16 protein-coding genes and 2 pseudogenes are annotated in these 26,857 nt (G+C 69.0%); 3 read left to right on the top strand and 15 right to left on the bottom strand.

What is annotated here, in order from left to right:
* Positions 1 to 396 precede the first annotated feature (396 nt).
* From ACYUED_RS44755 to ACYUED_RS44725, 7 genes and pseudogenes are all read right to left on the bottom strand, one after another.
* Positions 397 to 1,866 (bottom strand): annotated as a pseudogene (locus ACYUED_RS44755) (glycoside hydrolase family 10 protein); the annotation flags it as partial.
* Between the two features lie 76 nt (positions 1,867 to 1,942).
* Complete coding sequence (locus ACYUED_RS44750; RefSeq protein WP_491294732.1) at positions 1,943 to 3,094, bottom strand: ricin-type beta-trefoil lectin domain protein; 1,152 nt, start codon at positions 3,092 to 3,094, stop codon at positions 1,943 to 1,945.
* A 54-nt stretch (positions 3,095 to 3,148) separates the two neighbouring features.
* Positions 3,149 to 5,602 (bottom strand): RICIN domain-containing protein, encoded by a 2,454-nt coding sequence (locus ACYUED_RS44745; protein WP_491290114.1) that lies wholly within the window; start codon positions 5,600 to 5,602, stop codon positions 3,149 to 3,151.
* A gap of 64 nt (positions 5,603 to 5,666) precedes the next feature.
* Positions 5,667 to 7,244, bottom strand: coding sequence for an arabinofuranosidase catalytic domain-containing protein (locus tag ACYUED_RS44740; RefSeq protein WP_491290113.1), 1,578 nt, complete (start codon positions 7,242 to 7,244; stop codon positions 5,667 to 5,669).
* 722 nt (positions 7,245 to 7,966) lie between these two features.
* Positions 7,967 to 8,989 carry a LacI family DNA-binding transcriptional regulator gene (locus ACYUED_RS44735; RefSeq protein WP_491290112.1) on the bottom strand — a complete coding sequence of 341 codons (1,023 nt, stop codon included), beginning with the start codon at positions 8,987 to 8,989 and terminating at the stop codon, positions 7,967 to 7,969.
* Between the two features lie 191 nt (positions 8,990 to 9,180).
* Entirely contained in the window at positions 9,181 to 10,311 is a 1,131-nt protein-coding gene (locus ACYUED_RS44730) for a glycoside hydrolase family 12 protein (protein ID WP_491290111.1), read from the bottom strand.
* A 685-nt stretch (positions 10,312 to 10,996) separates the two neighbouring features.
* Positions 10,997 to 11,536, bottom strand: coding sequence for an NUDIX hydrolase (locus ACYUED_RS44725; protein ID WP_491290110.1), 540 nt, complete (start codon positions 11,534 to 11,536; stop codon positions 10,997 to 10,999).
* A gap of 401 nt (positions 11,537 to 11,937) precedes the next feature.
* On the opposite strand from ACYUED_RS44725, the gene ACYUED_RS44720 reads away from it, so the two are divergent.
* Positions 11,938 to 12,201: a hypothetical protein gene (locus ACYUED_RS44720; RefSeq protein WP_491290109.1), complete on the top strand. Its 264-nt coding sequence runs from the start codon at positions 11,938 to 11,940 to the stop codon at positions 12,199 to 12,201.
* Positions 12,202 to 12,378: 177 nt separating this feature from the next.
* On the opposite strand, the gene ACYUED_RS44715 is transcribed toward ACYUED_RS44720, so the two are convergent.
* The 6 genes from ACYUED_RS44715 to ACYUED_RS44690 form a co-directional block, all read right to left on the bottom strand.
* Entirely contained in the window at positions 12,379 to 14,232 is a 1,854-nt protein-coding gene (locus ACYUED_RS44715; protein WP_491290108.1) for an RICIN domain-containing protein, read from the bottom strand.
* Positions 14,233 to 14,298: 66 nt separating this feature from the next.
* Complete coding sequence (locus ACYUED_RS44710) at positions 14,299 to 16,035, bottom strand: amylo-alpha-1,6-glucosidase (RefSeq protein ID WP_491290107.1); 1,737 nt, start codon at positions 16,033 to 16,035, stop codon at positions 14,299 to 14,301.
* An 81-nt stretch (positions 16,036 to 16,116) separates the two neighbouring features.
* Positions 16,117 to 16,941: a carbohydrate ABC transporter permease gene (locus ACYUED_RS44705; RefSeq protein WP_491290106.1), complete on the bottom strand. Its 825-nt coding sequence runs from the start codon at positions 16,939 to 16,941 to the stop codon at positions 16,117 to 16,119.
* The gene (locus ACYUED_RS44700; protein WP_491290105.1) at positions 16,938 to 17,921 is read right to left on the bottom strand and encodes a carbohydrate ABC transporter permease; all 984 of its coding nucleotides are present in this window, start codon (positions 17,919 to 17,921) and stop codon (positions 16,938 to 16,940) included. Before ACYUED_RS44700 ends, ACYUED_RS44705 begins: the two co-directional genes overlap by 4 nt.
* 10 nt (positions 17,922 to 17,931) lie before the next feature.
* Positions 17,932 to 19,179: a sugar ABC transporter substrate-binding protein gene (locus tag ACYUED_RS44695; RefSeq protein WP_491290104.1), complete on the bottom strand. Its 1,248-nt coding sequence runs from the start codon at positions 19,177 to 19,179 to the stop codon at positions 17,932 to 17,934.
* 163 nt (positions 19,180 to 19,342) lie between these two features.
* The gene (locus ACYUED_RS44690; protein ID WP_491290103.1) at positions 19,343 to 20,365 is read right to left on the bottom strand and encodes a LacI family DNA-binding transcriptional regulator; all 1,023 of its coding nucleotides are present in this window, start codon (positions 20,363 to 20,365) and stop codon (positions 19,343 to 19,345) included.
* A 408-nt stretch (positions 20,366 to 20,773) separates the two neighbouring features.
* On the opposite strand from ACYUED_RS44690, the gene ACYUED_RS44685 reads away from it, so the two are divergent.
* The gene (locus ACYUED_RS44685; RefSeq protein WP_491290102.1) at positions 20,774 to 24,472 is read left to right on the top strand and encodes a LamG-like jellyroll fold domain-containing protein; all 3,699 of its coding nucleotides are present in this window, start codon (positions 20,774 to 20,776) and stop codon (positions 24,470 to 24,472) included.
* A 486-nt stretch (positions 24,473 to 24,958) separates the two neighbouring features.
* On the opposite strand, the pseudogene ACYUED_RS44680 reads toward ACYUED_RS44685, so the two are convergent.
* Positions 24,959 to 25,331, bottom strand: a pseudogene (locus ACYUED_RS44680) (alpha/beta hydrolase); the annotation flags it as partial.
* 160 nt (positions 25,332 to 25,491) lie between these two features.
* On the opposite strand from ACYUED_RS44680, the gene ACYUED_RS44675 reads away from it, so the two are divergent.
* Positions 25,492 to 26,196: a Clp protease N-terminal domain-containing protein gene (locus ACYUED_RS44675; protein WP_491290101.1), complete on the top strand. Its 705-nt coding sequence runs from the start codon at positions 25,492 to 25,494 to the stop codon at positions 26,194 to 26,196.
* A gap of 151 nt (positions 26,197 to 26,347) precedes the next feature.
* Here the strand turns inward: ACYUED_RS44675 and ACYUED_RS44670 are convergent, their stop codons facing one another.
* Positions 26,348 to 26,725, bottom strand: coding sequence for a VOC family protein (locus tag ACYUED_RS44670; protein WP_491290100.1), 378 nt, complete (start codon positions 26,723 to 26,725; stop codon positions 26,348 to 26,350).
* Positions 26,726 to 26,857 lie beyond the last annotated feature (132 nt).

The following is a 26,857-nucleotide window of genomic DNA, read 5'->3' as shown; positions in this document are numbered from 1 at the left end:
ACGGCGGCCTGCGCCGGCAGGCGTGGTACACGAGCGGCGGGGCTGCGGGGCGGAGCGCATGGAGGCTGCATTCTGTGTCCTCGGATATGCGGGGGAAGGGGACGGAGAGTGCTGTGCCTGTCCGAAAGAGTTCGGAAGGGGTGCCGACCGCTCCCGTCAGCGCGCGCCCTGGAGCACTCACGAGGACACTCACACATCCCATGTCGCATAGTGATCCCACAGGCCCAATACGCTGTCAATAGAGCTGTCTTCGCGATTCGGGATCTGATCCATCCCATGTTTTTCCTGGTCAGGCCGCCCTGAGGGCATGCCGAACCCGCGTCCGGCGACGGCCGTCGTACCGGGCGCGGGTGTTCGTCACGGTGCAGGTCCGCGCGCTGGGCGCAGGTCACCTCACCTGAAGCTCCAGTGCTGGTTGGCGCCGCCGTTGGAGTCCCAGATCTGGACGGGGCTCCCGTTGCCGCCCTGCCCTGCCGGAACCTCCAGCGCCCGGCCGGAGGCGGCGTTGGTCAGGGTGTAGGAACCGTCGCCGTTCTGGCTCGCCCGCCAGTGCTGGTTCGCACCGCCGTTGGAGTCCCAGATCGCCATCCGCGTTCCGTTCCCCGTCTGACCGCCCGGCTCGTCCAGAACCCGTCCGCTGCCGACGTTGGTCAGGGTGTAGGAACCGTCGCCGTTCTGGCTCGCCCGCCACTGCTGGTTCGCAGCGCCGCTGGAGTCCCAGACCTGCAGGGGCGTGCCGTTCGCGTTCTGCCCGCTCGGGACGTCCAACGCCCGGCCCGCAGCGACGTCCACCAGCGAGTACACGGTTCCCGAGACGATGCCACCCGGGTTGCCCGAGCCGCCGCCGCCGAGCGCGGACAGGGCCGCGTCGTAGGCCGGCTTCTTGTTGCCGCCCGCGCCGAACAGGAGCGGGTTCTCCCCCGACCGCCACGAGTCGCTGTCCCTGATACCCCACACGGTGATGCCGGTGCAGCGCGCGACGTTCATGCACGCCTTGACGGTGTTGGCGTACGCCGTCGGGGACGCCTGGGCGATGTCGAGCTCGGTGATCTGTACGTCGACGCCGAGCGCGGCGAAGTTCGACAGTGTGGTCTGGAAGCTCGACGGCGGGCCGCCGGCGCCGAAGTGGGACTGGAGGCCGACGCAGTCGATGGGCACACCGCGCGCCTTGAAGTCGCGCACCATGTTGTAGACGCCCTGGGTCTTGGCGTCCGACCAGTTCTCGATGTTGTAGTCGTTGTAGCAGAGCTTGGCCGCCGGGTCGGTCGCCCGCGCGGTGCGGAAGGCCTCCTCGATGAAGCCGTTGCCCAGCACGTCCTGGAACACCGAACTGCGGTGCTGGCCACTGCCATTGTCGGCGAACGCCTCGTTGACCACGTCCCAGGCGTAGATCTTGCCCTTGTAGTGGTTCATCTCCGTGGTGATGTGGTTGTTCATCACACTGCGCAGGGTGTTCGCGTCCCTGATGGAGCTGACCCAACCGGGCAGTTGGGAGTGCCAGACCAGCGTGTGCCCGCGCATCCGCTGCCCGTGCGCGGCGGCGTGGCTGACGATCTGGTCACCGGGGCCGAAGTTGAAGGTGCCGCGGGACGGCTCGATGGTGTCCCACTTCATCTCGTTCTCCGGGGTGATCATGTTGAACTCCCGGTCGAGAATCGTGGAGTACGTCGAGTCTCCGAGCCTTCCGGCGGCCACGGCCGTACCGAAGTAGCGGCCGCTGTCGGCCGCGGCCGCGCCCAGCGTGCCGGAGGCGGCGTGGGCGGCGGTGTTCGCCGGACCGGCCAGGGCCAGGACGGTGCCGGCTGTCAGTCCGACAGCCAGGGCCAGTGTCTTGCGCAGACGGGGCTCCTCGTTGAGCCAGGACATCAGAGATCATTCTCCTTGTGTGTGGGAGTGTGGGGGTGAGACACCGACCACGAGTCGGTGCCGCGGCCCTGTCGGGTCAGGGAGCCGAGGTGGTGACCGCCAGCGCGGTCCACTGCTGGTTGGCTCCGCCGTTGCAGTCCCACAGGACCAGTTGTGTTCCGTCGGTGGTGGACGAGCCGGGGTCGTCGAGGCAGCGGCCGGAGACCGGGTTGCGGTAACCGCCGTTGTACGCCTGCCATTGCTGGTTGCTGCCGCCGTTGCAGTCCCAGATCTCGATCTTGCTGCCGTTGGCGGTACCGCGGCCGGTCACATCGAGGCACTTGCCGAGCGCGCGCAGGGTGTTGTCCGCGTGCGCGGACCACTGCTGCGCGGCAGAGCCGTTGCAGGCCGCGACGATCGCGGCGCTCCCGTCGGCGCTGTTGCCGCCGCTCACGTCCAGGCACTTCCCCGCGATCCCGGAACGCACCTGACCGCCCGCCGAAACCGGCGGTTTGATCCAGCCGTCCGCGTCGGCGGCCTGCACCCCGGCGTTGAAGGCGTCCGCCATCTTGCGGAAACCGTTGTCGTTGGGATGCAGGGCGTCGGACAGGTCCGCACTGGTCAGCGCACTCATGTCCACCAGGCGTACGTGCTTGCCGGCGGCCTGCTCGGCCTGGACGATTCCCGGAAGCCTGGCGTTGAAGGCCGGCCGGTTGGCCTCCTCGGTGCCGCTGGTGGAGACGATCACGGTGCCGAGCAGGACGGTCGCGTCGGGGGCGGCGCGCGTGATCTGGTCGATGAGTGCGCGGAGCCGGTCGGGAGCGGTCGGGATCTGGTAGTTGCCGTTGAGGTCGTTGGTGCCGATCTCCAGGGTGATCACGTTCGGGCGGTAGCGGGCCAGCACGGAGTCGGCGATCCCGGCGATCTGGTCGATCCGCCACCCGGAGTGGCCTTCGTTGTCCGGGTCGGACATGGTGCCGTTGCGGCCCGAGCCGACGAAGTCCGGGGTGTGCCCCTCGGCCGACAGCTGGTTCCACAGATAGCCCCGGTAGCTGTTGCCCGACGGGCTGCCGACGCCCCAGGTGATCGAGTCGCCCAGCGGCATCAGCCGCACGGTGGCGGGCGCGGCGGCGACGCGTGCGCCGGACGGCGGAGACCCGCTGCCGGCGGCGGCCGTCGCGGGTGACGCGGCGCCGACGCCGAGCACCGCCGTGAGCGCCGCAGCCAGGACTGCCGAGTACGTCTTCATCATCGTTCCTCACTGGTGCGGGACAGTGGGTGGGGTGAACGAGTGCGCGAGCGGTCAGCGGGGGGTGAAGTCCTGGTTGCTGCCCGCCGTGTTCTTGCAGGGCCACTGGTCGAGCTGCTGGCCGAGGTTGCTGCCGCCGCCGTGGACGTCCAGGCACAGGCCGCTGTTCTGGTTCTGGAAGGAGTACGAGCCGTCCGACTGCCGCACCGGCAGCCACAGGCCGCCTGCCGCTGTACTCGGGGCCTGCTGCACGATGTCGGGCGTACCGGCGGTGGTGGAACCGCCCGACACCGCCACGACCAGCCCGGAGTTCTGCGCCTGCAGCTGCCCGTAACCGCCCGAGGCAGGCAGGAACTGGAACTGCTGGTTGCTCTGCCCGTTGCAGGTCCACTGGGCGATCGCGGCACCCGCGGCGCCGGAGTTGCCGTTCACGTCCAGGCACAGGCTGTCGCTGCCGATCACCAGCTGGTGGTAGCCGCTGGGGAACCCGGCGCCGCCCGAGGACTGGACGCCTGCCTGCTGGATGACCTGCCGGGCGCCCTCGGGCCAGTTGGTTCCGCTGACCTGGACGTTGCCGGTGAGGACATTGTTGTGCGGAGGTCCGGTGGCCACGTAGGTGTTGCCGCCGTTGTACCAGTTGCCGGAGAAGGTGCTGTCGTCGGTGTGGTTGTTCGCGTTGGCGTTGGTGAGCGCCCAGTTGCCGGCGTCCTGCACCACGTTGTGCGACACCGTCAGGTACCGGGACCCCTCGTCGAGGTACAGCGCGGTGGTGCGACCGTTGTCGTACATGTAGTTGTCGGAGATCACCGAGCCGGGGCTCGCGGACAGGTTGTAGATGCTGCCGCCGTCGAACATCGCGTTCTTGGTGTCGTAGATCAGGTTGTGCGAGACGGTGTTGTTCTTCAGCGTCGTGGGGGTGCTGTAGACGGGCTGGTAGGTGTACGTGCCCCGGTTGACGTAGTCCTGGCTGCCGCCCGGGTCGTTGACGCCCCAGCCCCAGCCGATGTCGATCCCGTCGTAGGGCAGGTGGTCGACCTGGTTGTGGCTGATCGTCGCGTTGGTGACGTACGTGGACAGGATGGCGGCGGTTTCCTTGTAGTCGGTGCCCACCCCGCTGACCTTGTTGTTGCTGATCGTGATGTTCTGGTTGGTCATCTGCGGGTTGCTCGGGTGGTGGGCGTCCGGCTGGATCCCGCCGACCTGGATGCCGCTGCCGGCGGTGTCGGTGAAGGTGTTGCCGGTGATGGTGACGCCGTTGGCCCCGAGTCCGGTGCCGGAGGCCGTGGCGACGCCGTCGTTGCCCACCCCGAGGCCGGCCTGGCCGAGTTCGGAGAACGTGTCGCCGGAGAACGTGATGCCCGTGGCGGCGGAGACCTGTACGGCCCCGGGCATCTGCGCCCAGTGGTTGCGGGTGGCCTCGAACTGCGTGCACCCCGACTTGCAGGTGCTCAGCCAGTTGGCGGGCATCGCGTAGGCGCCGGTGATGTGTGCGCCGCTCTGCTGGTCCGCGTAGCCGTCGGGTCCGCTCGGGCCGAGCCAGGAGGTTCCCGTGAACCGAATGCCGGCGAAGCTCAGGCCGGTCGCGGGTGAGCCGTAGCTGCCGCTGATGCCGAGCAGGCTCTGCAGGCGGGGCAGTTCGACGTCGAGGCTGTTCGGGCTCTGCCCCGGCTGGGCCCGGTAGTACAGGTCGCCGGTGGAGGCGTCGAGATACCACTGTCCGGCCTGCTGCAGGAACGCGTAGTTGTTCTCCAGGTACATCGTCCCGCCGGCGAACGGCGCGTTGATCGTGTCGTAGCCCCAGGAGTTGTTGTTCCACGCGGGCTGCTGCATGGTGATGGTCCTGCCGCTGATCGACCGGACCGGCGCATAGCGGTCGGTGAAGGAGTTGATGCTCTCGACTTCCATGTGGTTCTGGTCCGAGAGGCCGGCCAGGTAGTCGAGGGAGGGGTCGGTGACGGTCAGGCCGGTCTGGGTGAAGGTGAATCCGGAGCGGGGCACCTGGATCGCCGCCCGCGGCGCCTCCTTGCCGTTCACGTAGAGCTGGCGCGTGTTCACGCCGGTGCCGACGTGGACCGACCAGATATTCTTCGACTGATCATGCACCTGCCAACCCGTGACGTGCTGGGCACCGGACACGACCGGCTGCTGACCGGACCCGGCCTGGTAGGTGATGGTGTGGCCGTTCTGGCCGCCGTCGCCGGAGCCGAAGGCCAGTGGCTTGGACAACCGGTAGGTGCCACCGGCCAGATGGACGACGACGTCCGAGTCGGCCGACAGCCGGTGCGCGGGCTGCTGCGCCTGGTCGATGGTGGTGAACGGCTGCCCGGCGGTGCCGTTCCCGCCGGGAGCCGCATCCGGCGCCACGTACAGGTCGGCGGCCGCCGCTTCACGCTCTGCCGGCATCGCGTACGCGACCCCGACCGTGGCCTGGCCAGAGGCCAGTAGGGCGAGCAGCGCCATGGGCGCGACCCACAGGCCGCGGAGCGCTCTGGCTCTGGCTCTGGACATGGTCATCCTCCGGTGGTGTCACGTGGGGTTCTGCGGTGAGCCGGCCGCGGACGGGCCGTCCAGGTCAGCCGAGGCTCCATCGCTGGTTGGATCCGCCGTTGCACGGCCACAGTTCCGCCAGGGCGCCGTTGGCCGTGGAGGCTCCCGTGACGTCCAGGCAGAGCCCGGACTGGCTGCCGGTGACGGTGCCGTCGGAGTTCACCTGCCACTGCTGGTTGGCGCCCCCGTTGCACGGCCAGGTCACCACCTTGGTGCCGGCGGACGTCTGGTTGTCGTAGGCGTCGAGGCACATCTGGCTGCTGCCGCTGTAGACGGTCAACTGGCCCGAGGACGTACGGGTCCAGGTCTGGTTGGCGCCGCCGCTGCAGTCCCAGATCTGCAGCTGCGTGCCGGCCGTGGTGGACGAGTTCGGCACGTCCAGGCACTTGCCCGCGCCCACCGCGTGCAGAGCCCCGGTGCCCGTCCCGCCGGAGGAGTTGCTGTACCCGGCCGCGGTGATGTTGGCCTGGACCGCGTTCTCGGTGGCGTCCGACGGATAGCCGGACGTCATCACCCCTTCGTAGAAGGTGCCCTGGGCGCCCTTGCTGTTGTCGCCACCGATGCCCAGGATGATGGCGCCCTGCTTGCGCATCGGGTTGTAACCCGCGACGTTGGGGCGCGGACCGTCGTAGAAGGTCGACAGGCCACCGGACTGCGCGTTGCCGCCACGGATCGCCCAGTGGTTCGCCCCGCCCTTGATGATGGCGGTCGTGTACCGGTGGCTGATGGTCGGATCGCCCGCGTTGTAGTGCTGGTTCACTCCGGAGAACAGACCGTTCTCCAGGTCGGCCATGATCCACGGGCCGTTGCCCGAACCGTAGCCCCAGACCTTGATGTTGCCGAAGTAGATGGCTTCCATGGTGCCGTTGCCGTCGTCGTTGCTGTCCGTCTCGGCATTGCCGTAGTCGAAGCAGCAGCCGCCGTTGTAGTGCGTGCCGTCGAGAATCGCGTACATGCCCTCGGGGTTGTCCCCGGTGGCGACGCCGTTGGTGTGGTTGTTGCGGTAGCCGGTGCCCGGCGCCACGAAGACGCCGTAGGCCTTGTGACCGCCCACCGTGGTGGGCGCGGCGGTCGCGTTCGCGAGGTTGTCGGGGCCGCCCGCGGCACCGCCACCGGGTGCCTGGGTGAGGTTGTTTCCGCGGCCCGACTGGTCGTAGATGATCGTGATCAGGCAGGTCGTGCCCGAGCAGAACGAGTCCTGGGCGGCGGCGTCGGCATACCCGCCCGCCTCCAGGACACCGACGTTCCGGGTCGCATTGTCCGAGGCACGCCGAACCTGGTAGAGCGGTCCGGTGTACGAGGCATAAAGCGCCCGCGTCGTGCTGTGCGCCGCCACACAGGGCGTGCCGCCGGCCTGGTAGATGTCGCACGGACCGGACGTGGCGGCCCGGGCCGTCCCGGCCGTGACGGTGGCACCGGCCAGGGCTCCGCCGACGAGCGCGGCCGCGGCCGCCGCCCGGGCGAGCGTCCTCCAACGAGAGTGTGCTGAGCGTGTCGGTGAAGGCACGCCGACCGACCTGGCACGGTGCTGTGCCACCGCGAACAGCCGCGCGACGCCACCGCGCCCGGACAGCGGACGGCGTCTTGTACGTGTGGTCCCCATCTGTTCTCCCTACCGTGCCGACGCAACCCGGTCGGGTTGTGGTGGTGGCGCTGATGCATACCGAAGCGCTTGAACGTGCCGTTGTGCAGTGGGATGCAGAGAAGTTCGGCGGGAGACGGCGCTCCCGGTGCCGCGGTGCTGCCAAAGGTGCACAGGCCGCTGCTGCGCACCTTGTTGCGGAATCGATTCGACTGCTGATTCCCGTCTTGCGCAAGCCGTCAGCACCGTCGAAAAGTTGCGGTCCGAAACGAGTCCACCACGCCACCACCGCTTGCCGCGCGGGCACCGGGGGAAGGCCAACCGCGGCCGACGGCAGGGGCCAGGCCTTCCATGTGACCCACCATCATGCCGGTGAACAGGGACGCAGCCGATCGGATCGGGTCCGGGAGCGCGCCGGCACAGAGGGGCACTGGCCGAGGCAGCCGAAGCGGCCGAACCGCAACCAGGTGTCGGTGAGGCATGCACCTCCCGGCATGCCATCGATCCGACATGCGGCCGGTCGCGCTTCCCGTCGAAGCGCTTACGTCGAACCGATTCGCTCCATTCCTGCCGGTATTTCGGGAGGCCGGAACATAGGCCGGTTCGGACAACTCCGGACCATCGCACCGGACTTGTGAGCCGCGGAGGGCAGCCGCGACCTGTACCCGCGTCCCCATCTCGCGTGCACCGCACGCCAAGCCAACGGCTCGGCACGCTGAGCCGGGTGCGTACGGCGACACTCGTCACGCCGATTCGCGGACGACCAGTTCCGTACGGAGGATGACGTGGCGCCAGGCCACGTACGGTTCCTCGATCTCCTCAAGCAGCAGCCTGATCATGGCTCTTCCGATCTCCCCCAACGGCTGACGCACTGTGGTCAGGCACGGCTCGGTGCGCTGGGCCAGCGGAAAGTCGTCGAACCCGATCACGGCGACGTCCTCGGGCACACGCCGTCCCGCTACCCGCAGCGCCTGCAGCGCCCCGGCGGCCGTGGTGTCCGACGCGGCGAGGACGCCGTCGATCTCCGGGTGACGTTCGAGGAGCTCCGCCATGGCGCGACGCCCGCTGTCCTGCGAGAAATCACCTTCCGCGACCAGGGAGTGCGGACTCTCCAGGCCGGCCGACTCCAGGGCGTTCCGGTAACCCTGAAGCCTTGACTGCGCAACGTACATGTCCAGCGGCCCCGTAATGGTGGCGATCGCTCGACGGCCCTGTTTCAGCAGGTAGGCGACGGCGCTGCGGGCGCCGCCCAGGTTGTCCGCGTCCACGTGGCTGACGTACTCGTCGGCCGACCGACGCCCCAGCAGCACGGTCGGCAACCGCGCCTCGGCGAGCATGTCCGGCAGCCGGTCGTCCGCGTGGACGGACATCAGCAGGACTCCGTCGACCCGGCCGCCGCGTGCGTACTCCAGGAAGCGCTGCCGTTCGGACTCCGAGCGGACCAGGGTCAGCATCAGTTGCATGCCGGTGTCCGCCAACCCGTCGCCGATCGAACTGACGATTTCCGAGAAGAACGGCTCCGCGAACTGCCTCCAGTCCGGCTCCGTCAGGACAAGGGCCACGGCGTCGGCCCGCTGCCCGGCCAGGGACCGGGCGGCGAGATTGGGCACGTAACCCAGTTCCTCGATGGCGCGCTGTACGGCCCGGCGCGTCGAATCGGCCACACCGGCCGCGTTGTTGACGACCCGGGAGACCGTACCTCGCCCCACCCCCGCATGGGCGGCCACCTCTTCCAGCGTGGGCGCCCCAGGGCGTCGCCTGCCCATGACCACCTCCCCCACGAGATCACCGATCTTACGGCGGAAGGCACCACGGCGCAGCAACATCGATGGCGGACAACTCATCACCACGTGGGCAGAGTTGACCAGACGCGGGCAGAGCAGCCCTGGGGAACGAGTCGGCCGTCGAACGGCGGCCCACCCCGGGCCTGGGAGTCGGGCAGGGTGGGCCGGCCCTTTCACGCGGCGGTACAGGCTGTTCCGTTCAGGCTGAAGCCCGCCGGTTCGGCGAAGGTGCCGCCGTAGGTGCCCTGGAACCCGAAGGAGACCTGCCCACCGGGTGCGATGTCCCCGTTGTACTGCTGACCGCTGGCGGTCACGGCTCCCGATGCCGGGGAGACATGGGCGTTCCACACACTCGTTGTCTTCTGCCCCGAAGGCAGGGTGAACGCGAGATTCCAGCCGTTGACGGGAGAGGAACCGGTATTGGTCACGGTGACGTCGGCGGTGAAACCTCCCTGCCACACGTTCGTACCGTAGGCCACCCTGCACGCCGTTGAGCCGCCCGGCCCGCCAGGCGTGCCTCCGCCGAGGTTCACGGTCGAGGAGAACGACGTCACCGCCAGCCCCGCGCCGTTCTGCCAGGGCTCGAAGCCTGCCTGAACACTCGTCAGGTACCAGTTGTCCTGCGCGAGTCCCCGGGAGACGGTCTGACGGACGAAGTCCATCAGGTCGAAGTTCCAGCTGCTGATCGCTGACGGCGCGACGAAGGTCAGCACGTCGTTGGTGCCGTTGTTGCCGGTCCACACCTGCCATGAACGACCGGCAACGCTGGTGGTACCGGCCTGCGAGCCGACCGGCTGCACGGCCCCCACGCGGTTGAACCAGATCATGATCTCGGTGCGGTTCACACCGTCGGTGCGGGGTGTCGGGTCCAGCCAGATGTCGTACGCGGCATCGTAGACCGCGCCGCTGACATAGCTGTAGGAGATGCCCGTGGGCGCGCTCGAGATCGAACTCAGCCGGGCCGGGAGGTTCGTGCCGGGTGAGCAGTTGGTGTAGTGACAGCCGTTGAAGACGGACGGGTAGGACTTCGGACCGCCGTTCGTCGGAACCGAGCCGTCGGCCTGGGCGACCCTGAAGCCGGAGTCCGTGGCGGTGATGCACTGGGTGGCGTTCGTGCCCCAGCGGTTGTTCTGGACGACGTAACGGCCCTGGATGGTGGTCGAGCCGAACTGCTCGCAGATGGTCGAGTCGGCGTGTGACGGCGGAGCGGAGGCGAGCAGCGCCGTGAGGACGAGGAGTGCCGTGAGCAGGGTGCCGAGCACGGCTCGTGCTCTGCTCAGGGGGTTGGGGAGTGGGAGTTGCATGCGGATCCTCCGCGGGGTGTGAGAGGAAGCGGGCGTGTGAAGGGACGCGGGCGTGCGAGGGGAAGCGGGCGTGTGAGGGGAAGCGGGGGTGTGAGGGGAAGCGGCGGAGCGTCCTGGATTCGGGAGCGCTCCCAAAGGGGTTCTGCGGGACGTTCACCGGAACGTTTCGCCGGGAGGGGAAACAGCGGTCTCGCCCTGGCAAGAGCGCCGGGCAGCCCTCTGGGAACCGCGGACCGCCCGGCCGAGCGCCCCCCTCAGGCTGGGACGAGGTGCGGCACGCGGAGCCTCAGGGGCTCGTTGGGGCGCTCCGCGTACGCGTTCGACGCAGCCGAGTTCACGACCAAGGTCGACACCCAGTGCATGGCTGGGCTGTGCTTTTGCGTCCGGGATCCATGGTTCTGGTTCCTCCTTGCGGAGTGCGGCTCGATGGGGGTCAAGGCTTGAACCAGTGGGAGCGCTCCCAATAGTGGGGACAGGTGCGCCCTCGGTCAAGACGTCAAGACGTTGATTCCTTCGATCTGGACCAGTCGAGAAACGTCGGGCAACACCCCTGTGCTTCCAGTCGTGTTGGCGCTACCGTCCGATGCACCAGTGGGAGCGATTCCATCAGTCGACCCGTCCGTCACGACGCGCCGAGCTGCAAGGAGCCGCTCATGCGACACGCCCCATTCAGTGCTTCCAGCCGTCACCGGTAAGGCCGCCGCCGGCTGCCGGTGAGGCGGGCAGGGGCTGCACGGCGGCTCCTCGGCACCGGCGGGAACGGCACTGCAGCCTGCGTCACCGCCCGGCCCGGCGGGTTGGCGCCGTCCGCGCGCTCGAAGTCATCGCACGGCCTGCGGCGTCGCCTCGACAACACCATCTGGTCCACTGCCGAGACCCGCGCGCGATCGCCGTACCCGAACCAGTCCGACTCCGCGATCTCCCTTGAGGCAAGCAGCGGACCGCTGTAATCGGCGGTGTAGCAGATCATCCGGAACTCGGTGCATCCGTCGGACTCCCTCCGCGTCTCGAAGGTGCCGACGTGCACCATCGTGGCCGTGTCGACCCGGGACCGGAGTTCCTCGGTGATCTCGCGCGCCAAGGTCTCGGCATCGGACTCACCTGGCTCCCGCTTCCCGCCCGGGAAGTAGAAGACATCGACACCGCGGTTACGCGTCACCAGCACCCGCCCGTCACGCACCAGAACCCAGGCCACCTTCTCCGGAACGACCTCGTTCTTCCCCATCTCCAGACCCTACCCACCCATCCACACCGACACAGCGGCAAGGCGACAAGGTTCAGCACCACCGGAGCCACCGAATCGATCACCGGGCCAATCACGCGATCCCGTCGCCGAGGTCATCGCCGCGTGTTCGGCCGAGCCGAGGCCCGTGATCACCGGGCTCGCGGGGCGGCGCGGGTGGGGCCAGACCGCACAGCGTCGGCGGCCGGTTCGGTACGCGGGTGGCCCACGGCGGCTCAGGTCTGCGGCGGGGGCGCGGGGCCGTGTGCCGGGACCGCTGGGCCGCCCGGCCGAAACCCGTGCTCGCACAACGCACACCTCGCAACAGCGCTGGATGCCGACCCGGCGAACAAGGAGCTCCTGGCCAGGGATATTGTCCCGTACAGAACAACCTGGGGGCTCTCATGTCATACGGCTCAATGATGTTGCTCAGCCTGGGCCTGATCGCCCTCGTCTCGCTCTGCGTGGGCTCGCTGGGCATCTACGCCTTCACCCGCAACCGTGTGCCCAGCCGACTGCTACGCCGCATCGTGCGCAACCCGCGACTGTGGGGGCTGGGCCTCCTGGTCCAGGTCGCGAGCCTGCTCACCTACTCCTGGGACCTCCTGGTCGTGGGCGTGGTCTGCACCGTCTGCGGCCACGCCCTGAAGCCGGGCGGCCGGACATGACCGCGGTCCGTGCCGCCCAGGACGTGGCCGACCCGCATCGGTCGCACGCTCCCGACAACCCCACCGGGTACGGCCCCGACAACCCACCGGGCGGCTGACCGGCGACGAAGAGCGGCCGTACGGCACTGATGCCGTACGGCCGCACCTGTCGGGAGGCTCCCCCCGAGGCGGACACTGTCAGTTCTTGCCGGAGAGGCGCCAGATCTGGTTCTTCTTGGTGGAGAGCGCACTCGCGGGGTCGCAGGTCCACTGGTGGATCTTCGCGCCGGGCGTGGTGGAGATGCCGGTGACGTCGACGCACTTGCCGCTGTGGACGGCGACCAGCTGGTAGTCGTGGCTGTTGCCCAGTGCCGTGACGGGGTTGAGGGTGAACTGCTGGTTGGTGGCGCCGTTGCAGGTGTACTGGATGACGGCGGCGTTGTCCGCGGTGGAAGCCCCGGACACGTCGAGGCACTTGCCGCTGAGCTCGTTGACCACGGTGTAGGTGCCGCTCTTGCCGCTCACCGGCTTGAGGTCGAGCATCTGCTGGTAGCCGCCCTCGCAGTTCCACTGCTGGTACTGGGTCCCGTTGGCGGTGCTCAGGTTGGTGTCGTCCAGGCACTGGCCGCTGTTCTCGCTGACGGCGACCGTGGAGATGGTGGTGTTGGACGGCGGGAGCAGAGTGACGGTGTAGCCGTCCTTGGCGTTGCTCCAGGGCAGGCTCACCGAGGCCGCGTTGTTGCTGACGGTCAGGGTGGTGTCGGAGATCGTCTCCGGGCCTGCCACCGCGGCGCCGTTGTTGTACGGGACGCGCTGGACGACCGCACGGACCTTTCCGCTCTCCACCACCGAGGTGGTGCCCAGGCCGGTGAGGTTGACGGTGACGTTGCCGGCGTTGCCGTTGCTGCCGAGCAGCACCTTGGCGTTCTTCGCGGTGTTGTCCTTGGTGGCGAGGCCGTCGGTGTTGGTGCCGGGGACGAGGTTGACGATGTTGCCGGTCTGGGAGCCGTAGTAGCGGTACATGAACCACTCGCCCAGCGGCAGGTACTGGCCCGCGCTGTTCTTGGTGAGCAGGTTCGCCTCGTTGTCGTGCAGGGCGGTGCCGGAGGCCCAGTTGCCCCGCAGGCCGTCGATGCCGGCCCGCTCCAGGCGGCCGATGTACCAGGCTCCGCCGCCGGGGTTCTGCTGGGCCAGCGCGCCGTACTCGTTGATCTGGTACGGGCGGGTGTTGGTCAGGCCCGCGGCGGCGAGCGTGGAGTTGGCGCTCGCGGCGCCCGAGACGGGGTCGGCGGGTTCGGAGTGCCAGCTGTAGATGTCCGGGGCCACGTTGTTGGCCTTGACGTAGTTGAGATACGTGGTCCACCAGCTGTTGGAGGACGTGGGCTGGTGGGCCATGCTGGGGCCGACGATGAGCTGGCCCGGGAACGCCGCCCGGACGCGGGCGTAGAACCGCGACCACATCTGCAGGTACTGCGCCTGCGAGGCGCCCCAGAAGTTGCTGCCGTCGGGCTCGTTCCACAGGTCCCACTGGACGGTCATGTTGTTGGCTTTGACGTCGTTGATGAGCTGGGTGACGAAGCTGTCGAACTGCGTCCAGTTTCCGTTGTCACCGGGCCAGCCCACGTGGGTGGTGCTGTCGGCGCCCCACAGGTCGTGCGGCAGGAGCACGAAGGTGCCGCCCAGGGCGGCGGTGCGCTTGTACTGCGCCAGGGTCGAGTTCCAGCGGGTCTGGTACTCGGCGAGGCTGGTGGCGTAGCCGCCGCTGTTGAGCTGGGCGCCGCCGGCCCGCATGAAGTGCCACTTGATGTCCTTGAAGAAGTGGTCCTGCGGGAGCGAGCCGTTCGGCGTCATGCCGTAGATGATTCCGGAGGCGCGGTACGTGGGGGCGCCTCCGGCGTTGGCGAAGTCGACGGTCACGCTGGTGTCCGCGGCCCGGGAGGGGGCGGCCGGTATCAGGGTCGTCGCCAGGGCGGTCACGAGGACGGCGGCCGACGAGACGGCCCGGCGCCTGGCGCTTGTCGTGGGTCTGGGAAGGGCTGTGGGCGAGTACATGGTGCGGCTCCTGGAGGGGGGAGGACCGGGGCTCGTGACGGCGCCGGAGTTTGGGGAGGCCGCCGGTCAGCGGCTCTCTCGGTGGGCGTGTGCTTCGGCGAGGAGGAGGTAGCTGCTGGCGGTCCAGGTGTAGGCGCGGTCCCGCAGGCCCGTTCCGGTGAGGGCGTCGAAGTTCTCGGCGAAGCCGTGGGTCTCGCACAGGGCGCGGAAGCGGGCGCTGATCTCGTCGGCGAGGCGGTGGTGGCCGGCGCGGCGCAGGCCGTCCTCGACGAGGACGGTGGCGGGTGCCCAGATCGGGCCGCGCCAGTAACCGTCGGCGAGGTAGTGCGGTGAGGTCGTCAGTTCGGTGGCGAGGCCGTACGGGGTCAGATGGGCCTCGATGTGGTCGGTCAGTGCGCTGCTGACCTCGCTGGGCAGGTGTTCGCCCAGGACGATGGGCATCAGGTCGAGGAGGCCGGCGCTGCTCCAGGTGGCCCCGGTGGCAACCGACCGGGCGACGAACCTGTCCCCGGTCCAGAGCTGGTCGAACAGCGCCGTCTGGGTCTCCTCGGCTGTCGCCGTCCACCTGCTCGCCTCGTCGGGCTTGCCCAATTCCTCAGCCAAGGCGGCGAGTTCATGCAGCTGGAGGACGAGGAAGGCGGCGAGATCGGCGGTGACGACCACTCGCTCGGGGTCGAAGGTGGTGGCATTGTCCCAGCCACTGTCGTTGCCGTGCTGGTAGTGGGGCAGCTGGGCGCCGGGGGCTCTTCGTGCGGTGAGCCAGAAGTCGGTCCAGCGCTCCAACCGGGCGTACGTCTCGGTCAGTTCGGCCCGGCTGGGAGGGGCCGGCAGGCGGTGGCGCAGGTGGCCGAAGGCCCAGCCGTGGATGGGGGGTTTGACGAAGTTGTGGAGTACCTCGGAGTGGGTGACCGAGTCGGGCAGGGCGCCGCTGTCGTCCTGGTGGTCGAAGGGCAGGTGGTACTGGTCCAGGGCGAGTTCGGGGCAACCGGGAGCCAGGGCAAGGGCGTTGAAGCAGTGGTCCCAGCTCCAGACCTTGTCCATCCAGTGCTTGGACATCAGCACTGCGGGCCGGGTGACCAGGCCCGTCGGCCGTACGGTCGCCGACCAGACGACGTAGGCGGCGAGTTCGGCGGCCGGCGTGGCGGACGAGCGCCAGGGGGCCACCGCGTCGACGAAGTCCGCGAACTCACCGCGAACGGACTCCACGACGTCGTCGAAGGTCGCCGCGAACACGTACGGCGGGCGGGAGGTCTCGAGTTCCTCGATCGCCATCTCCCAGGCTCCGTCCGCCTGCGCGGTCACCGTGAGACCGCGGTCGCCGCTGCCCAGGACCTGGTCTCCGGCCGTGTCGGCGATGGTGCCGGACAGCACGGTGACGCGGTAACGGCGGCCGGTCTCGTACGACGTGAACACGTAGGCGTCCGCCGCCGGATCGTGGAAGAAGTACGTTCCGCTGAACGGAGTCAGGGTGTGCGCGGCGGCGAACACGCCCATACCCACGCCGCTCCCCCGCAGGCGCACGGTGTCGGGCGACTCGTAGGCGAGGTCTGTGCGCCCGCTCTCACCGATCCAGCTGAGCAGGCCGGGTGTCGCCTCCACACGGGTGGCTGCCCGGTCTCCGGTGGCCGGGTCCACGGGGATCAGGCGCAGGACGGCGTGCATGCCGTTCTGGTGCGAGACGAGGTGGAGGTCCTCGGCCCGGGTCTTCTCCGCGAGCACGGGCGAGATGCCGAACCAGGAGCCGTAAGTGCTGAACGGGATGTCGTGGACGGAGAAGGCCGGGCCGGACGAGGCGGCGGTCATGGGGCGTGACTCGTTTCTGGAGCAGGAGGCAACGGTCGGCTGACGCACGGACGCTTCAGCCGCCGGGCGGAGTTGGGGGACTCAGTCCTTGACCGCGCCGGCGGTCACGCCGGCGGCGACGTAGCGCTGGGCGAGGACGAGGATCACCGCGGCGGGCAGGGAGGCGACGACGGCGGTGGCCATGATGGCGTTCCACTGCTGGTTGTTGTTGCCGATGTAGTGGTAGATGCCGAGGGTGATCGGCTCGTGCGCGCCGCCGTTGACCAGGGTGCTGGCGAAGATGAAGTCGGACCAGGACCACAGGAAGGCGAACAGCGACACCGTGACGACGGCGTTGCGGCTGGTGGGCAGGACGATGGACCAGAAGGTGCGCAGGATGCTTGCTCCGTCCATCTGCGCGGCCTGGAGCAGTTCGCCGGGGATGCCGGACATGAACGCGGTGAAGATCAGCACCGCGAAGGGGACAGCCAGGGTGGAGTCGGCGACGATCAGGCCGGGCACGGACTGGAGCAGGCCGAGCTGGAGGTAGATGGCGTAGAAGCCCATCGCCATGATGATGCCGGGGATCATCTGGGCGGCCAGCAGCACGAAGCTCATGATGCCGCCGCCGCGCGGGCGCAGCTTGGCCAGCGCGTACCCGGCGGGGGCGGCCAGGGCGACGGTCAGGACGACGGTGCCCAGGGCGATGCCGAGGCTGGTGCCGAGGTAGGGCAGTTGCTCGCCGAGGACGGTGCGGTAGCCGGCCAGGGTGCCGTGCAGCGGCAGCAGGTCCGGGGGGCTCTTGCGCATGTCCTGGTCGCGGGTGAGGGACACGTTGAGCATCCAGTAGACCGGGAAGAGCATGATCGCGGTAAGCACGACGCCGATCGTGGTCTTGCCCCATGTGCGCTTGCGGCTTCGGCTCATGACAGGGCCTGCTTTCTCTGCACCCGGACGTAGACCAGGCCGAAGACCAGCGCGGCGACGACGAGGAGGTTGCCGACGGCCGCTCCGGGGCCGAAGGCGGGCAGCAGGTTGCCGAAACCGAGCTGGTAGGACCAGGTGGCGAAGGTGGTGGACGAGTCCGCCGGGCCGCCCTTGGTCATGATCCAGATGATGTCGAAGACCTTGAGCGTGTAGACCAGCCCCAGCAGCAGGGTGATCGCTGAGACCGGGCGCAGCAGCGGGAAGGTGATGCTCCAGAAGCGGCGCCAGGCACCCGCCCCGTCCAGGGCGGCGGCCTCGTAGAGGCCGGCCGGGATGGACTGCAGGCCGCTGTAGAGGACGACGAGGTTGAACGGGACGCCGATCCAGATGTTCGCGATGATCACCGAGGTCAGCGACCAGGACGGTGACGTCAGCCAGTTCACCGGGGCGATGCCTATGGCGTGCAGGACGGCGTTGACGACACCGGAGTCGCTGTTGAGCATCCACGACCAGGTGGATGCCGAGACGATCAGCGGCAGCAGCCAGGGCACCAGGAACAGGGCACGCAGGGTCGCCGACAGCCGGAAGTGCTGCTGGAAGAAGACCGCGAGGGCCAGCCCGATGGCGTACTGGAAGACCAGACACACGGCGGTGAAGACCGCGGTGTGCAGCAGGGCCGGGGCGAAGGTCGGGTTGTCGAAGACGGTGCGGTAGTTGGCCAGGCCGGTGAACGGCGCGTCGCCCTGGACGAACGAGCGAACGGTGTAGTTGCGCAGGCTCAGGTCGAGGTTGCGGTAGAGCGGATAGGCGTAGAAGAGGGCCAGGTAGCAGGTCACCGGGGCCAGGAAGGCCCAGGCGGCCCACTGGGAGGAGGCGCGCCGGCGGCGTTTCCTGCCGCCGGCCGGGGGCGGGGCGGCGGTGGCCGCCCCGCCCCGGACGCCCGCGGGCCGGTGGCCCGTCGGATGTGTCGTCTGCTTCATCGGGCTCTCGTCACTTGGCCGCGGCCTGCGCCGAAGAGAGCGCGTCCTTGGGCGACTTGGATCCGCTGAGGGCGGACTGGACGGCCTTCCACATCTGCTCGGAGATCTTGGGGTACTTGGTGCCCAGGTCGTCACTGGTGCGGCCCTTGGCCGCCTTGACCGCCTCCACCCACGGCTTCAGCTCGGCGTTCACGGCGACCTGCTTGTCCTGGACCTCGCTGGTGGGGGCCACGTAGGACAGGGTGGTGTCGGTGTCGTACAGGTTCTGCGTGCTGGTCAGGCAGGTCAGAAGCTTCTGGGAGGTGGCGTAGCGGCCGGTGTCCTTCTGGACCGGAACGGTGACGAACTCGCCGCCGGTCGGGGCCGCGGCGTGGCCGCCCGCGGCCGCCGGGATGGGCAGCACCCCGTAGTCGAGGCCGGCCTTCTTGGCGCCTGCGAGCTGCCAGGTGCCGTTCTCGCTGAACGCGTAGTCGCCGCTGGCGAACTCCTGCCAGCTGGTGGTCTGGGTGTTGTTGAGCACCGAGTTGGGGGCGTAGCCCTGCTTCAGCCAGTCCTTCCACAGAGACAGCGCGGACACGGCCTGGGAGGAGTCGAGTGCGGTCAGCTTGGCGCCCGATCCCCACAACCAGGGCAGGAACTGGAAGCTGCCCTCCTCGGTGCCGATCGCCGAGAAGGTGATGCCCTTCTTGCCCGCCTTCTTCACCTTCGCCAGCGCCGCCGTCAGCGACGTCCAGTCCTTCACCGAGGAGATGTCCACCCCGGCCGCCTTCAGCACCTTCTTGTTGTAGTACAGGGCCAGGGTGTTGGCGCCGATCGGCGTGCCGTACGTCTTGCCGCCCGACTGGCCGGCCGCGAGCAGGTTGGGGTCGACCTTCGAGGTGTCCAGCTTGTTGTCGTCGGTCGTGGTGAGCACGCCCGCCTCGGCCAGCGTCGACACCACCGGGTTGTCGACGATGAGGACATCGGCGGAGTTGCCCTGCTGTGCCGCCAGCAGCGACTTGTTCGCCAGGTCGCTGGTGTCGAAGGCGGTCCGCTTGACCTTCACCCCGGCCTTGGTGCCGCACTGGTCCAGCAGCTTCGCCCAGGACGAGGTCTTGTCGAACTGCGGGTAGGGGTCCCAGATCGTGTACGTGCCGCTGCCGGCGCCCTTGGTGTCGGTGCTGCCCGAGCCGGAGGAGCAGGCGGTGGCACCGGCGGCCACGGTCAGGACGGCCAGGGCCGCGGCGGTCAGACGGCGGTGTCCGGAGGAGCTGTTCATGGCGAGGGTTCCTTTGCTCAGGACATGCGGGTGCCGAGGGCGCGGGGTGCCGAGGGCACGGGGTGGCAGGAAGGACGGGCGCGGCGAACGGCATTGCCGAGCGGTTCGAGCGTCCGGTGACAGAGGAGTTCTACGTGGTGCCGGGAGGGTTGTGCCGGTGCGGTCAGGAGGCCGTTGCGGTGGCGGCGGGCCCGGTGCTGGCGCGTAGCGAGATCGGGGGCGCGAGGAGGTGGTGCCGGGGCGGCGCGCCGGGATGATCGAGCCGCTCCACCAGCAGGTCGACGGCGCGCCGGCCCATCTCCTCCGCCGGCACGTCGGCGGCGGTGAGCTGCGGGGTCACCGTCTCCGCCCACCGGCCGGCCACGACCCCGGTGACGGAGAAGTCGCGCGGCACGTGGCGGCCCGCCTGGGCGAGCCCCCGGTAGAGGCCGCCCAGGGCGGCCTCGTTCAGGGTGACCAGGGCGGTGGTGGCCGGCTCGTCGTGCAGGATCCGTTCCAGGCATGCCTGGCCCGAGGCCGCGTCGTCCCCGCAGCAGTAGGTCCGTCCGGTCAGCCCGCGTTCGGCGGCGGCTTTGGTGAAGCCGTCGAGGCCCCGCTGGGCGGACTCGTATCCGGCCCGTAGCAGCGGCTCGGGCCGGTTGACGAAGGCGACCCGGCGGTGGCCGAGGTCCGCCAGGTGGTGGACGCACGCCGCCGCCAGCGCGGTGTGGTCCAGGCCCACCCACCAGCCGCGCTCGGGATGGGCGGTGCGGCCGATGGCGACGGAGGGGAAATCGAGGGCGGCCAGGTGATCGACCCGGTCGTCCTCCAGCCTGATCTCCATCAGGATCGCCCCGTCCACCCGCCGCTCCCCCAGCAGCCGCTGGAAGGAGCGGTCCCTGTCCACACCACTCGGTGACAGCAGCACGTCGTAGTCGTGCGCCGCGGCGGCCTCCACCACGCTGCCGATGAAGTCCAGCTGCATCCCCGTGTAGTGGTTGCCGGCCGGCGGGAACACCAGGCCGATGGTGCTGGTCCGCCCGTTGGCCAGGGCGCGGGCGCTGGCGTTCGGGCGGTAGCCCAGCTCGTCGATGACCTCCTGGATCTTCCGGCGCGTGTCGTCCGAGACAGGGCGCTTGCCGCTCAGCGCATAGGACACGGTGCTCCGTGAGACACCGGCCCGCCGGGCGATCTCACCGATGTTCACGGCGACTCCTTGCTCGAACCGGTTCGACTCCTCGGAGGAGGAGGAGCCCGCGGGTCGTGAGGGCGTGGGTGGGACCAGACACGCGGACCGTGTGTCGAACCGGTTCGCGTGAAGTGAAGGTAGGAACTGCCCCGCGACCTGTCAACACCCTCGGCCGGAATTTTCCGACCCGTAATACGGCCGCAAAAACCTTATGCTCAAGGGATTGCTGGCTGCAGGCCCCGATGTTAGCTTCCCCGAACCGGTTCGACTACGTAGATCCCTCCGACAGCCATGGCTCCGATCCGACCTTCCCCCAGGCGCACAGGGCCCGCGACGCCCACAGATCAGACGTTCCCGATTCCCTCGCGCCGCACGTCATCGAACCGGTTCGATGTACATCGACATCAAGGATTGAGGACGCAATCCATGCCATCCGCTGACAGATCAGCCCGGCGCCGGGTCCCGGCCGCCGTGGCGCTGGCTCTGGGCGGGGGCCTGCTGGCCGCGCCCGCCGTCCCCGCGCAGGCAGCCGATACGCCCCAGCCCGCCGCCCACTACACCTTCGACCAGGACGACCTCACCTCCGGCAAGATCACCGACAGTTCCGGCAACGGTCTGACGGCGACCCTGGTGAACGGCTCCACCGCCCGGTCCGTCACCGGCACCGACGGCGGCAGGGCGCTCGCCCTGCCGGGCGGAGCGCCCACCTCCGACGGGGCCTACGTCCGTCTCCCTCGCGAAGTGCTCAACGCCGCAACCGACTTGACGGTCTCGGCCCGCCTGAAGTGGAGCGATGACCAGTCATCCTGGCAACGGATCTTCGACCTGGGCACCGACACCACCAAGTACCTGTTCACCACGCCCTCCAACGGCAGTGTGCTGCGCACCGCCGTGACCACCGGCGGAGGTGGCGCGGAGGCACAGGTCCTGGGCTACGCGCCTCTGCCCGCCGACGGTTGGCGGACCGTCACCGTCACCCTCGACACCTCCGCTCACCGGGTCACCACCTATCTCGACGGTGTGGCGGTCTCCTCCGCCGCGACGACCGTCAAGGCGAAGGATCTCCTGGACGGCTCGGCCACGGCCGCCGGCTACATCGGCAAGTCCTTCTACCAGGACCCGCTGCTCAAGGGCGCGATCGACGACTTCAAGGTCTGGCACTCGGCGCTCAGCCCCGAACAGGTGGCCGGCACGGTCGGGAGCCTCCCCACCCTCCAGCAACTCTCGCGGACGTCCTTCGAGGTCCGTACGACCGCCGGAACCGCGCCGTCCCTCCCCGCGGCGGTCCGCGCCTCGTTCTCCGACGGCTACGACCGCGATACACCGGTCACCTGGGACGACGTACCGACTGAGAAGTACGCCCGGCCGGGGACCTTCACGGTGGCGGGAACCGCGGCCGGGCGCACGGTGAAGGCGACCGTCACCGTGGTGCGCGAGGGGCAGCTGACCGTCGACCTCGGCTCCGACACCGGCGCGTTCCACGGCGGCGCCTCCGGCACCCTGTATGGCGTGTACGGGCCCGGCGTCCCCACCAACAACCTCATCGAGGGCATGGGCCTGCGCACGGTTTCCACCAAGGCCCAGGACGGCCCGCAGCACCCGGGTGCCGACGCGCTGGACGTGGTGAAGCCGCTCGCCGACTCCACCGACGGTGACGTGTACATCTACATGACCGACATCCACCGCGGCTTCCCGTACGAGTGGCCGGGCGACACCCCCGCGCAGAAGCTCAAGCTCTACGAGGAGAAGCTCGCCAAGCAGGTCGACCAGGTTCTGCAGCTGCCGAAGCAGTACCAGGACAACATCGTCTTCGTGCCGTTCAACGAGCCCGAGGGCAACATGTTCGGCACCGGCGAGTGGAGCTACAACAAGGTCAGCTGGCTCAACCACCCCGACGACTACTTCGCCGCGTGGGACGAGGCCTACAAGCTCATCAAGGGCAGGATGCCGCACGCCCGCATCGCGGGCCCCAACACCAGTGTCCTGTACGACCAGGTGAAGGGCTTCCTCACCCATACCCTGGCCGCCGGCACCCTCCCGGACGTGATCACCTGGCACGAGCTGAGCCACCCGGAGGCGGTGCGTGAGAGCGTCGCCAAGTACCGGGGGTGGGAGAAGGAGTTGTTCAAGGGAACCGACCGCGAGGGCACCCGACTCCCCGTCAACATCAACGAGTACGCCTTCAACTACCACACCTCGGTCCCCGGAGAGATGGTCCAGTGGGTGTCCGCGATCGAGGACTCCAAGGTGGACGCCGACATCGCGTACTGGAACATCGACGGCAACCTCTCCGACTCCGCCGTGCAGTCCAACCGCGGCAACGGCCAGTGGTGGCTTCTGCACTCGTACGCCTCGATGAGCGGCCACACGGTCGACGTGGCGCCGCCGTTCCCGGGCGAGAACTACACCATGCAGGGTGTGGCCACGCTCGACGCGAAGAAGAAACAGGCCCGGCTGATCTTCGGCGGTTCCACCGGCAAGGGTCACATCACCTTCGCAGGCGTCCCGAGGAAGGTCTTCGGCGGCCGCGTGCACGCCTGGGTGCGCGAGATCGAGTGGAGCGGGCAGGTCGGCGACCACTCCGGCCCGAAGCTGCTGACGGAGACGAACCTGAAGGTAGGTGACGACGGCCAGGTCGTCGTCGACTTCGGCGACGGCGGGCTGCCGAAGCTGAAGGAGTCCTCGGCGTACGAGATCGTCCTCAGCCCGGCGGGGAAGGCCAGGGGCACGCAGTCCCCGCCCGTGCGCTGGCAGGCTTCGTACGAGGCGGAGGACGCCGCCCACACCGGGTCCGGCTACACCAGGAACGGCCCGGAGGGCTCGACCGGCGACGTGTCGAAGTTCTACACCTCCGGCGGCTACGACGTGGGCGGTCTGCGCACCGGCTCGGACGTCACGCTCGACTTCGGCGTGGACGTGCCCGAGGACGGCTTTTACGACCTGAGCACCTTCGCCAGCTCCCTCAACACCTTCGACAGGGTCAAGGAGCAGGGGCCCACCAACGTCTTCCTGCGGGTGGACGGCAAAGCTGACAGCGAGCAGGAGCTGTACCTGCCGCTCGGATACAAGTGGGTGGTGTGGGACCACACCGACACCAAGGTCCACCTCACCAAGGGGAAGCACACCCTGACACTCGCCGCGAGGAGCCTGGACGGCAAGAGCGCCACCAAGGGCGACGCCATCGTCGACCGCGTCACGCTGTCCTTGCCGAAGGCGTCGGCGGCCACCGAGGTCTACGAGGGCGAACTGGCCTGGACAGGCGGTGGCGCACGGCCCGTCTACGACGTGCCGAAGGGCACCGCAACCCCCGCCACCGGCTCGGGCGCGGTCCGGATCGCAAGGAACCAGACGGCCACGTTCTGGGTCTACTCCCCCGCCGACCGGGAGGCCACGCTCGAAGTCGACACCCTCGGCGGAGCGGACGCTCGGCTGTCCGTCAACGGTCACGACGTCCTGCACGTGACCAAGGGCCGGCACAAGGTGGCCGTCTCCCTGTCAGGCGGTGTCAACAAGGTGACGGTGGCTGGTGGTTCGGCTCGTGGTTCGGCCGCAACCCTTGTCGATCGTCTGACGGTCACGCCCACCGACGGCGCGCTCAAGGGACGTGTCTACGAGGCGCAGGACGCCAAGCTCGCGGGCTCGGCCACGCTGACGCCGCTGTCCCTGGCCACCGACGGCACAGCGATCACCGGGATCGGCGGCGACCCGGGCAACGGCAACACGGCGACGTTCACGGTCGCCGCGGACACGGCCGGCCTGTACGCGCTACGCATCCGCTACTCCAACCCGGAACAGTCCGAAGCGACCCACTACAACCCGGACCCGCTCGCCCGCCACGCCGACATCACCGTGGGTGGCGGCGAGACGCAGCGGGTCAGCTTCCCCCACACCTTCCACCAGAACAACTTCTGGGAGCTGACGGTCCCCGTCCGCCTCAGGAAGGGCTCGAACACGATCACCTTCCGCTCCGAGGAACTGCCCAACTTCGACGGCACCACCTACGCCTCGGACACCTTCCCCGGCGTGCTGCTCCGCTCCCGCTTCGCACCACTGATCGACCGGATCACCGTCGCACCGTACGCGCGGGAGATGCGGGATTCCGGGGAATCCCGGGAGACACGATGAGGTAATGGCCACTGGCGGCCGGCGCGCATCCACTGCGCCGCCACCAGTGCCGCGTCAGTCAAGGTGTGCCCGTCAAGGAGCGGCGTCGTGGGGGTCCCCCCGCTCGAGCGAAGCCGAGAGTGGGGGAGCGTGCTCTCGGCGTGCCGGCCGGAAGTCCTCGTACTGGACGTACTTGGGCTTTCGGCCGGTGCGGCGAAGGGGGTCCCCCGCCCGAGCCGGACGGAGCCGGTTCGAGGGTGGGGGCGCGTGCCGGGCGTCGCGACGGGGCGAACCTTGGCTGACGCGGCACCAGCTGCAAGCAGAGCCTCTCGCCCGGGTCCGCCACGGTCGGCGGACCCGGGCGCTTTGTCATTCGGGGCAGGCTCCGGCCCCGTGCAGGCCGCCAGGCGCAACCGGCGAACGGGCTGCCCGGTCGGGACCTGTCGCTGATGAGCGGCATCCTGGCCTGCGCCACCCACCGTCCGCTGCCGGCCTGACGGCCCGGCCTCACTTCAGGTGCAGGCCGAAGAACCGGTTCCTGTCGTCCACCTCGAACGACGGGGCCGGCGTGCCCGCCCATACTGGCGTGCAGCACCTTCTCCTTGGAGCCGAAGGCGTCGAACAGGTCCAGGGCGCGCTGCCGCGGGTTCCCCTCCTCGTCCCACTGCAGCGGGAACAGCAGCGGAACGGTGACCTGCCGGGCCTCCTCGCGCTGGGCGCGGGGCACGTAACCCCCGGCGAAGAAACCGGCGGCCGCTACGCGCGGTTCGACCACCGCGAGGCGGATGCCGAGGGCGGTCATCCCCGCGTACCCGACCGGGCCACCGATCTCGGGCAGTGGAAGGAGGGCGTCCAAGGTGGTCCGGCGTTCCGGGACCGCCGGCCGGGGCACTCGACTGACGTATCACCACTGCGCCAATGCACCACTGCAGCCCGGCAATTGCCGTTGAGGCGAGTGGCTGCGTGCCGAGGCTGCCGGGGTGAGCACCATGCGTCAATTACAGATTGACGATTACGCATCGTCAATCTACGATTGACGCATGAGCCCACTCAACATCAGCCTCAATGACCTGATCGCCCGTCTGGACGAGGAACTCCCCGACGCCAACAACCTGGCCCGCATCAGCGAGGCGCACCTACGGGCCCAGACCCTGTCCGACCTCGGTGACCAGCTCGTCGGCCACTACGTCGGCAAGGCCAAGGAGGGCGGTGCGTCGTGGAGCGAGATCGGCGACGCCATCGGGGTGTCCAAACAGGCCGCCCAGCAACGTCATGCGCCCGCCCCGTTCGAGCGGTACACCAAACTGAACCGGCACAGCATCGTGCTCGCGCAGGAGGCCGCCCGAACCCACAAGCACGACTTCATCGGCACCGAACACATCCTGCTCGGCCTGCTCGGCGAACCGCAGGGCCTGGCGTACGAGGTGCTGACGGCGAAAACCGCGTCGGAGCAACGCGTCCGTGACGCGATCGAGGAAGCGCTGCCGCCGGCCGGGCAGAAGGCGCCGCGGGGTCACATCGCGTTCCGGCCGGAGAGCAAGAAGGCCATCGAGCAGGCCCTCCGCGCGTCGGCCGATCTCGGCCACGACTGGGTCGGCACGGAACACTCGCTGCTGGGCCTGATCCGTACCGAGGAGAGCCCCGCCGCCCAGATCCTGCGCAACCTCGGCTTCACGTCGGACGAGTTGCACGAGACGGTCAGGTCCGAGATCACCAAACGGCTGGCCGCGCGGGACAAGCAGTAACGAAACGACCAGTCGCCGCGGCGGACCGGGCCGGGGGTGACCGCTACTGGTTCACCGGCGTCCAGGTACCGGTGTCGTACCGGTGTCGAGCAGCACGAGCGCGACTGCCACGGCGCCATTCAGAGCCGGGGCGGTTGTTCGTCGTGCGCGGTCAGGACCGGGGAGGGTTGCGGCACAGGCAGAACGGGTGCCCGGCCGGGTCGACGTACACCTGCCAGCCGTAGCCGGACTCGCCGACGAAGCTCTTCTGGAGGGTGGCGCCCAGCTCGATCACACGGCGATGCTCGGGCTCGAACTCGTCCACTTCGAAGTCGAGGTGGAACTGCTGCGGATGCTCCTGTCCCGGCCAGCTGGGCCGCTTGTAGTTCTCCACCCGCTGAAACGACAGCTCGACGCCGTCGTTGCGCAGGTTGACCCAATCCTTGGTGCTGATATCGGTGTTGATCTCCCAGCCCAGCAGCTCGGCGTAGAACTCGGCCAGCTTCCAGGGGTCGGGGCAGTCAAGGATGACATCGGTGAACGTCAGCATCCGCTCATCATAAGGAGCGGCGCCGAACGCCCGCGACACATTGGTCGGCACCGCGATTCGAGCCCGAGGGCACGAGGGCACTGCCCCCCGAGGCACCAACTCCGCATGATGTCCGCGATGAGCTCGGCCTCA

The sequence above is a fragment of the Streptomyces sp. DF42 genome, from assembly GCF_058267695.1.
This window is presented reverse-complemented; position numbering and strand designations above follow the sequence as displayed.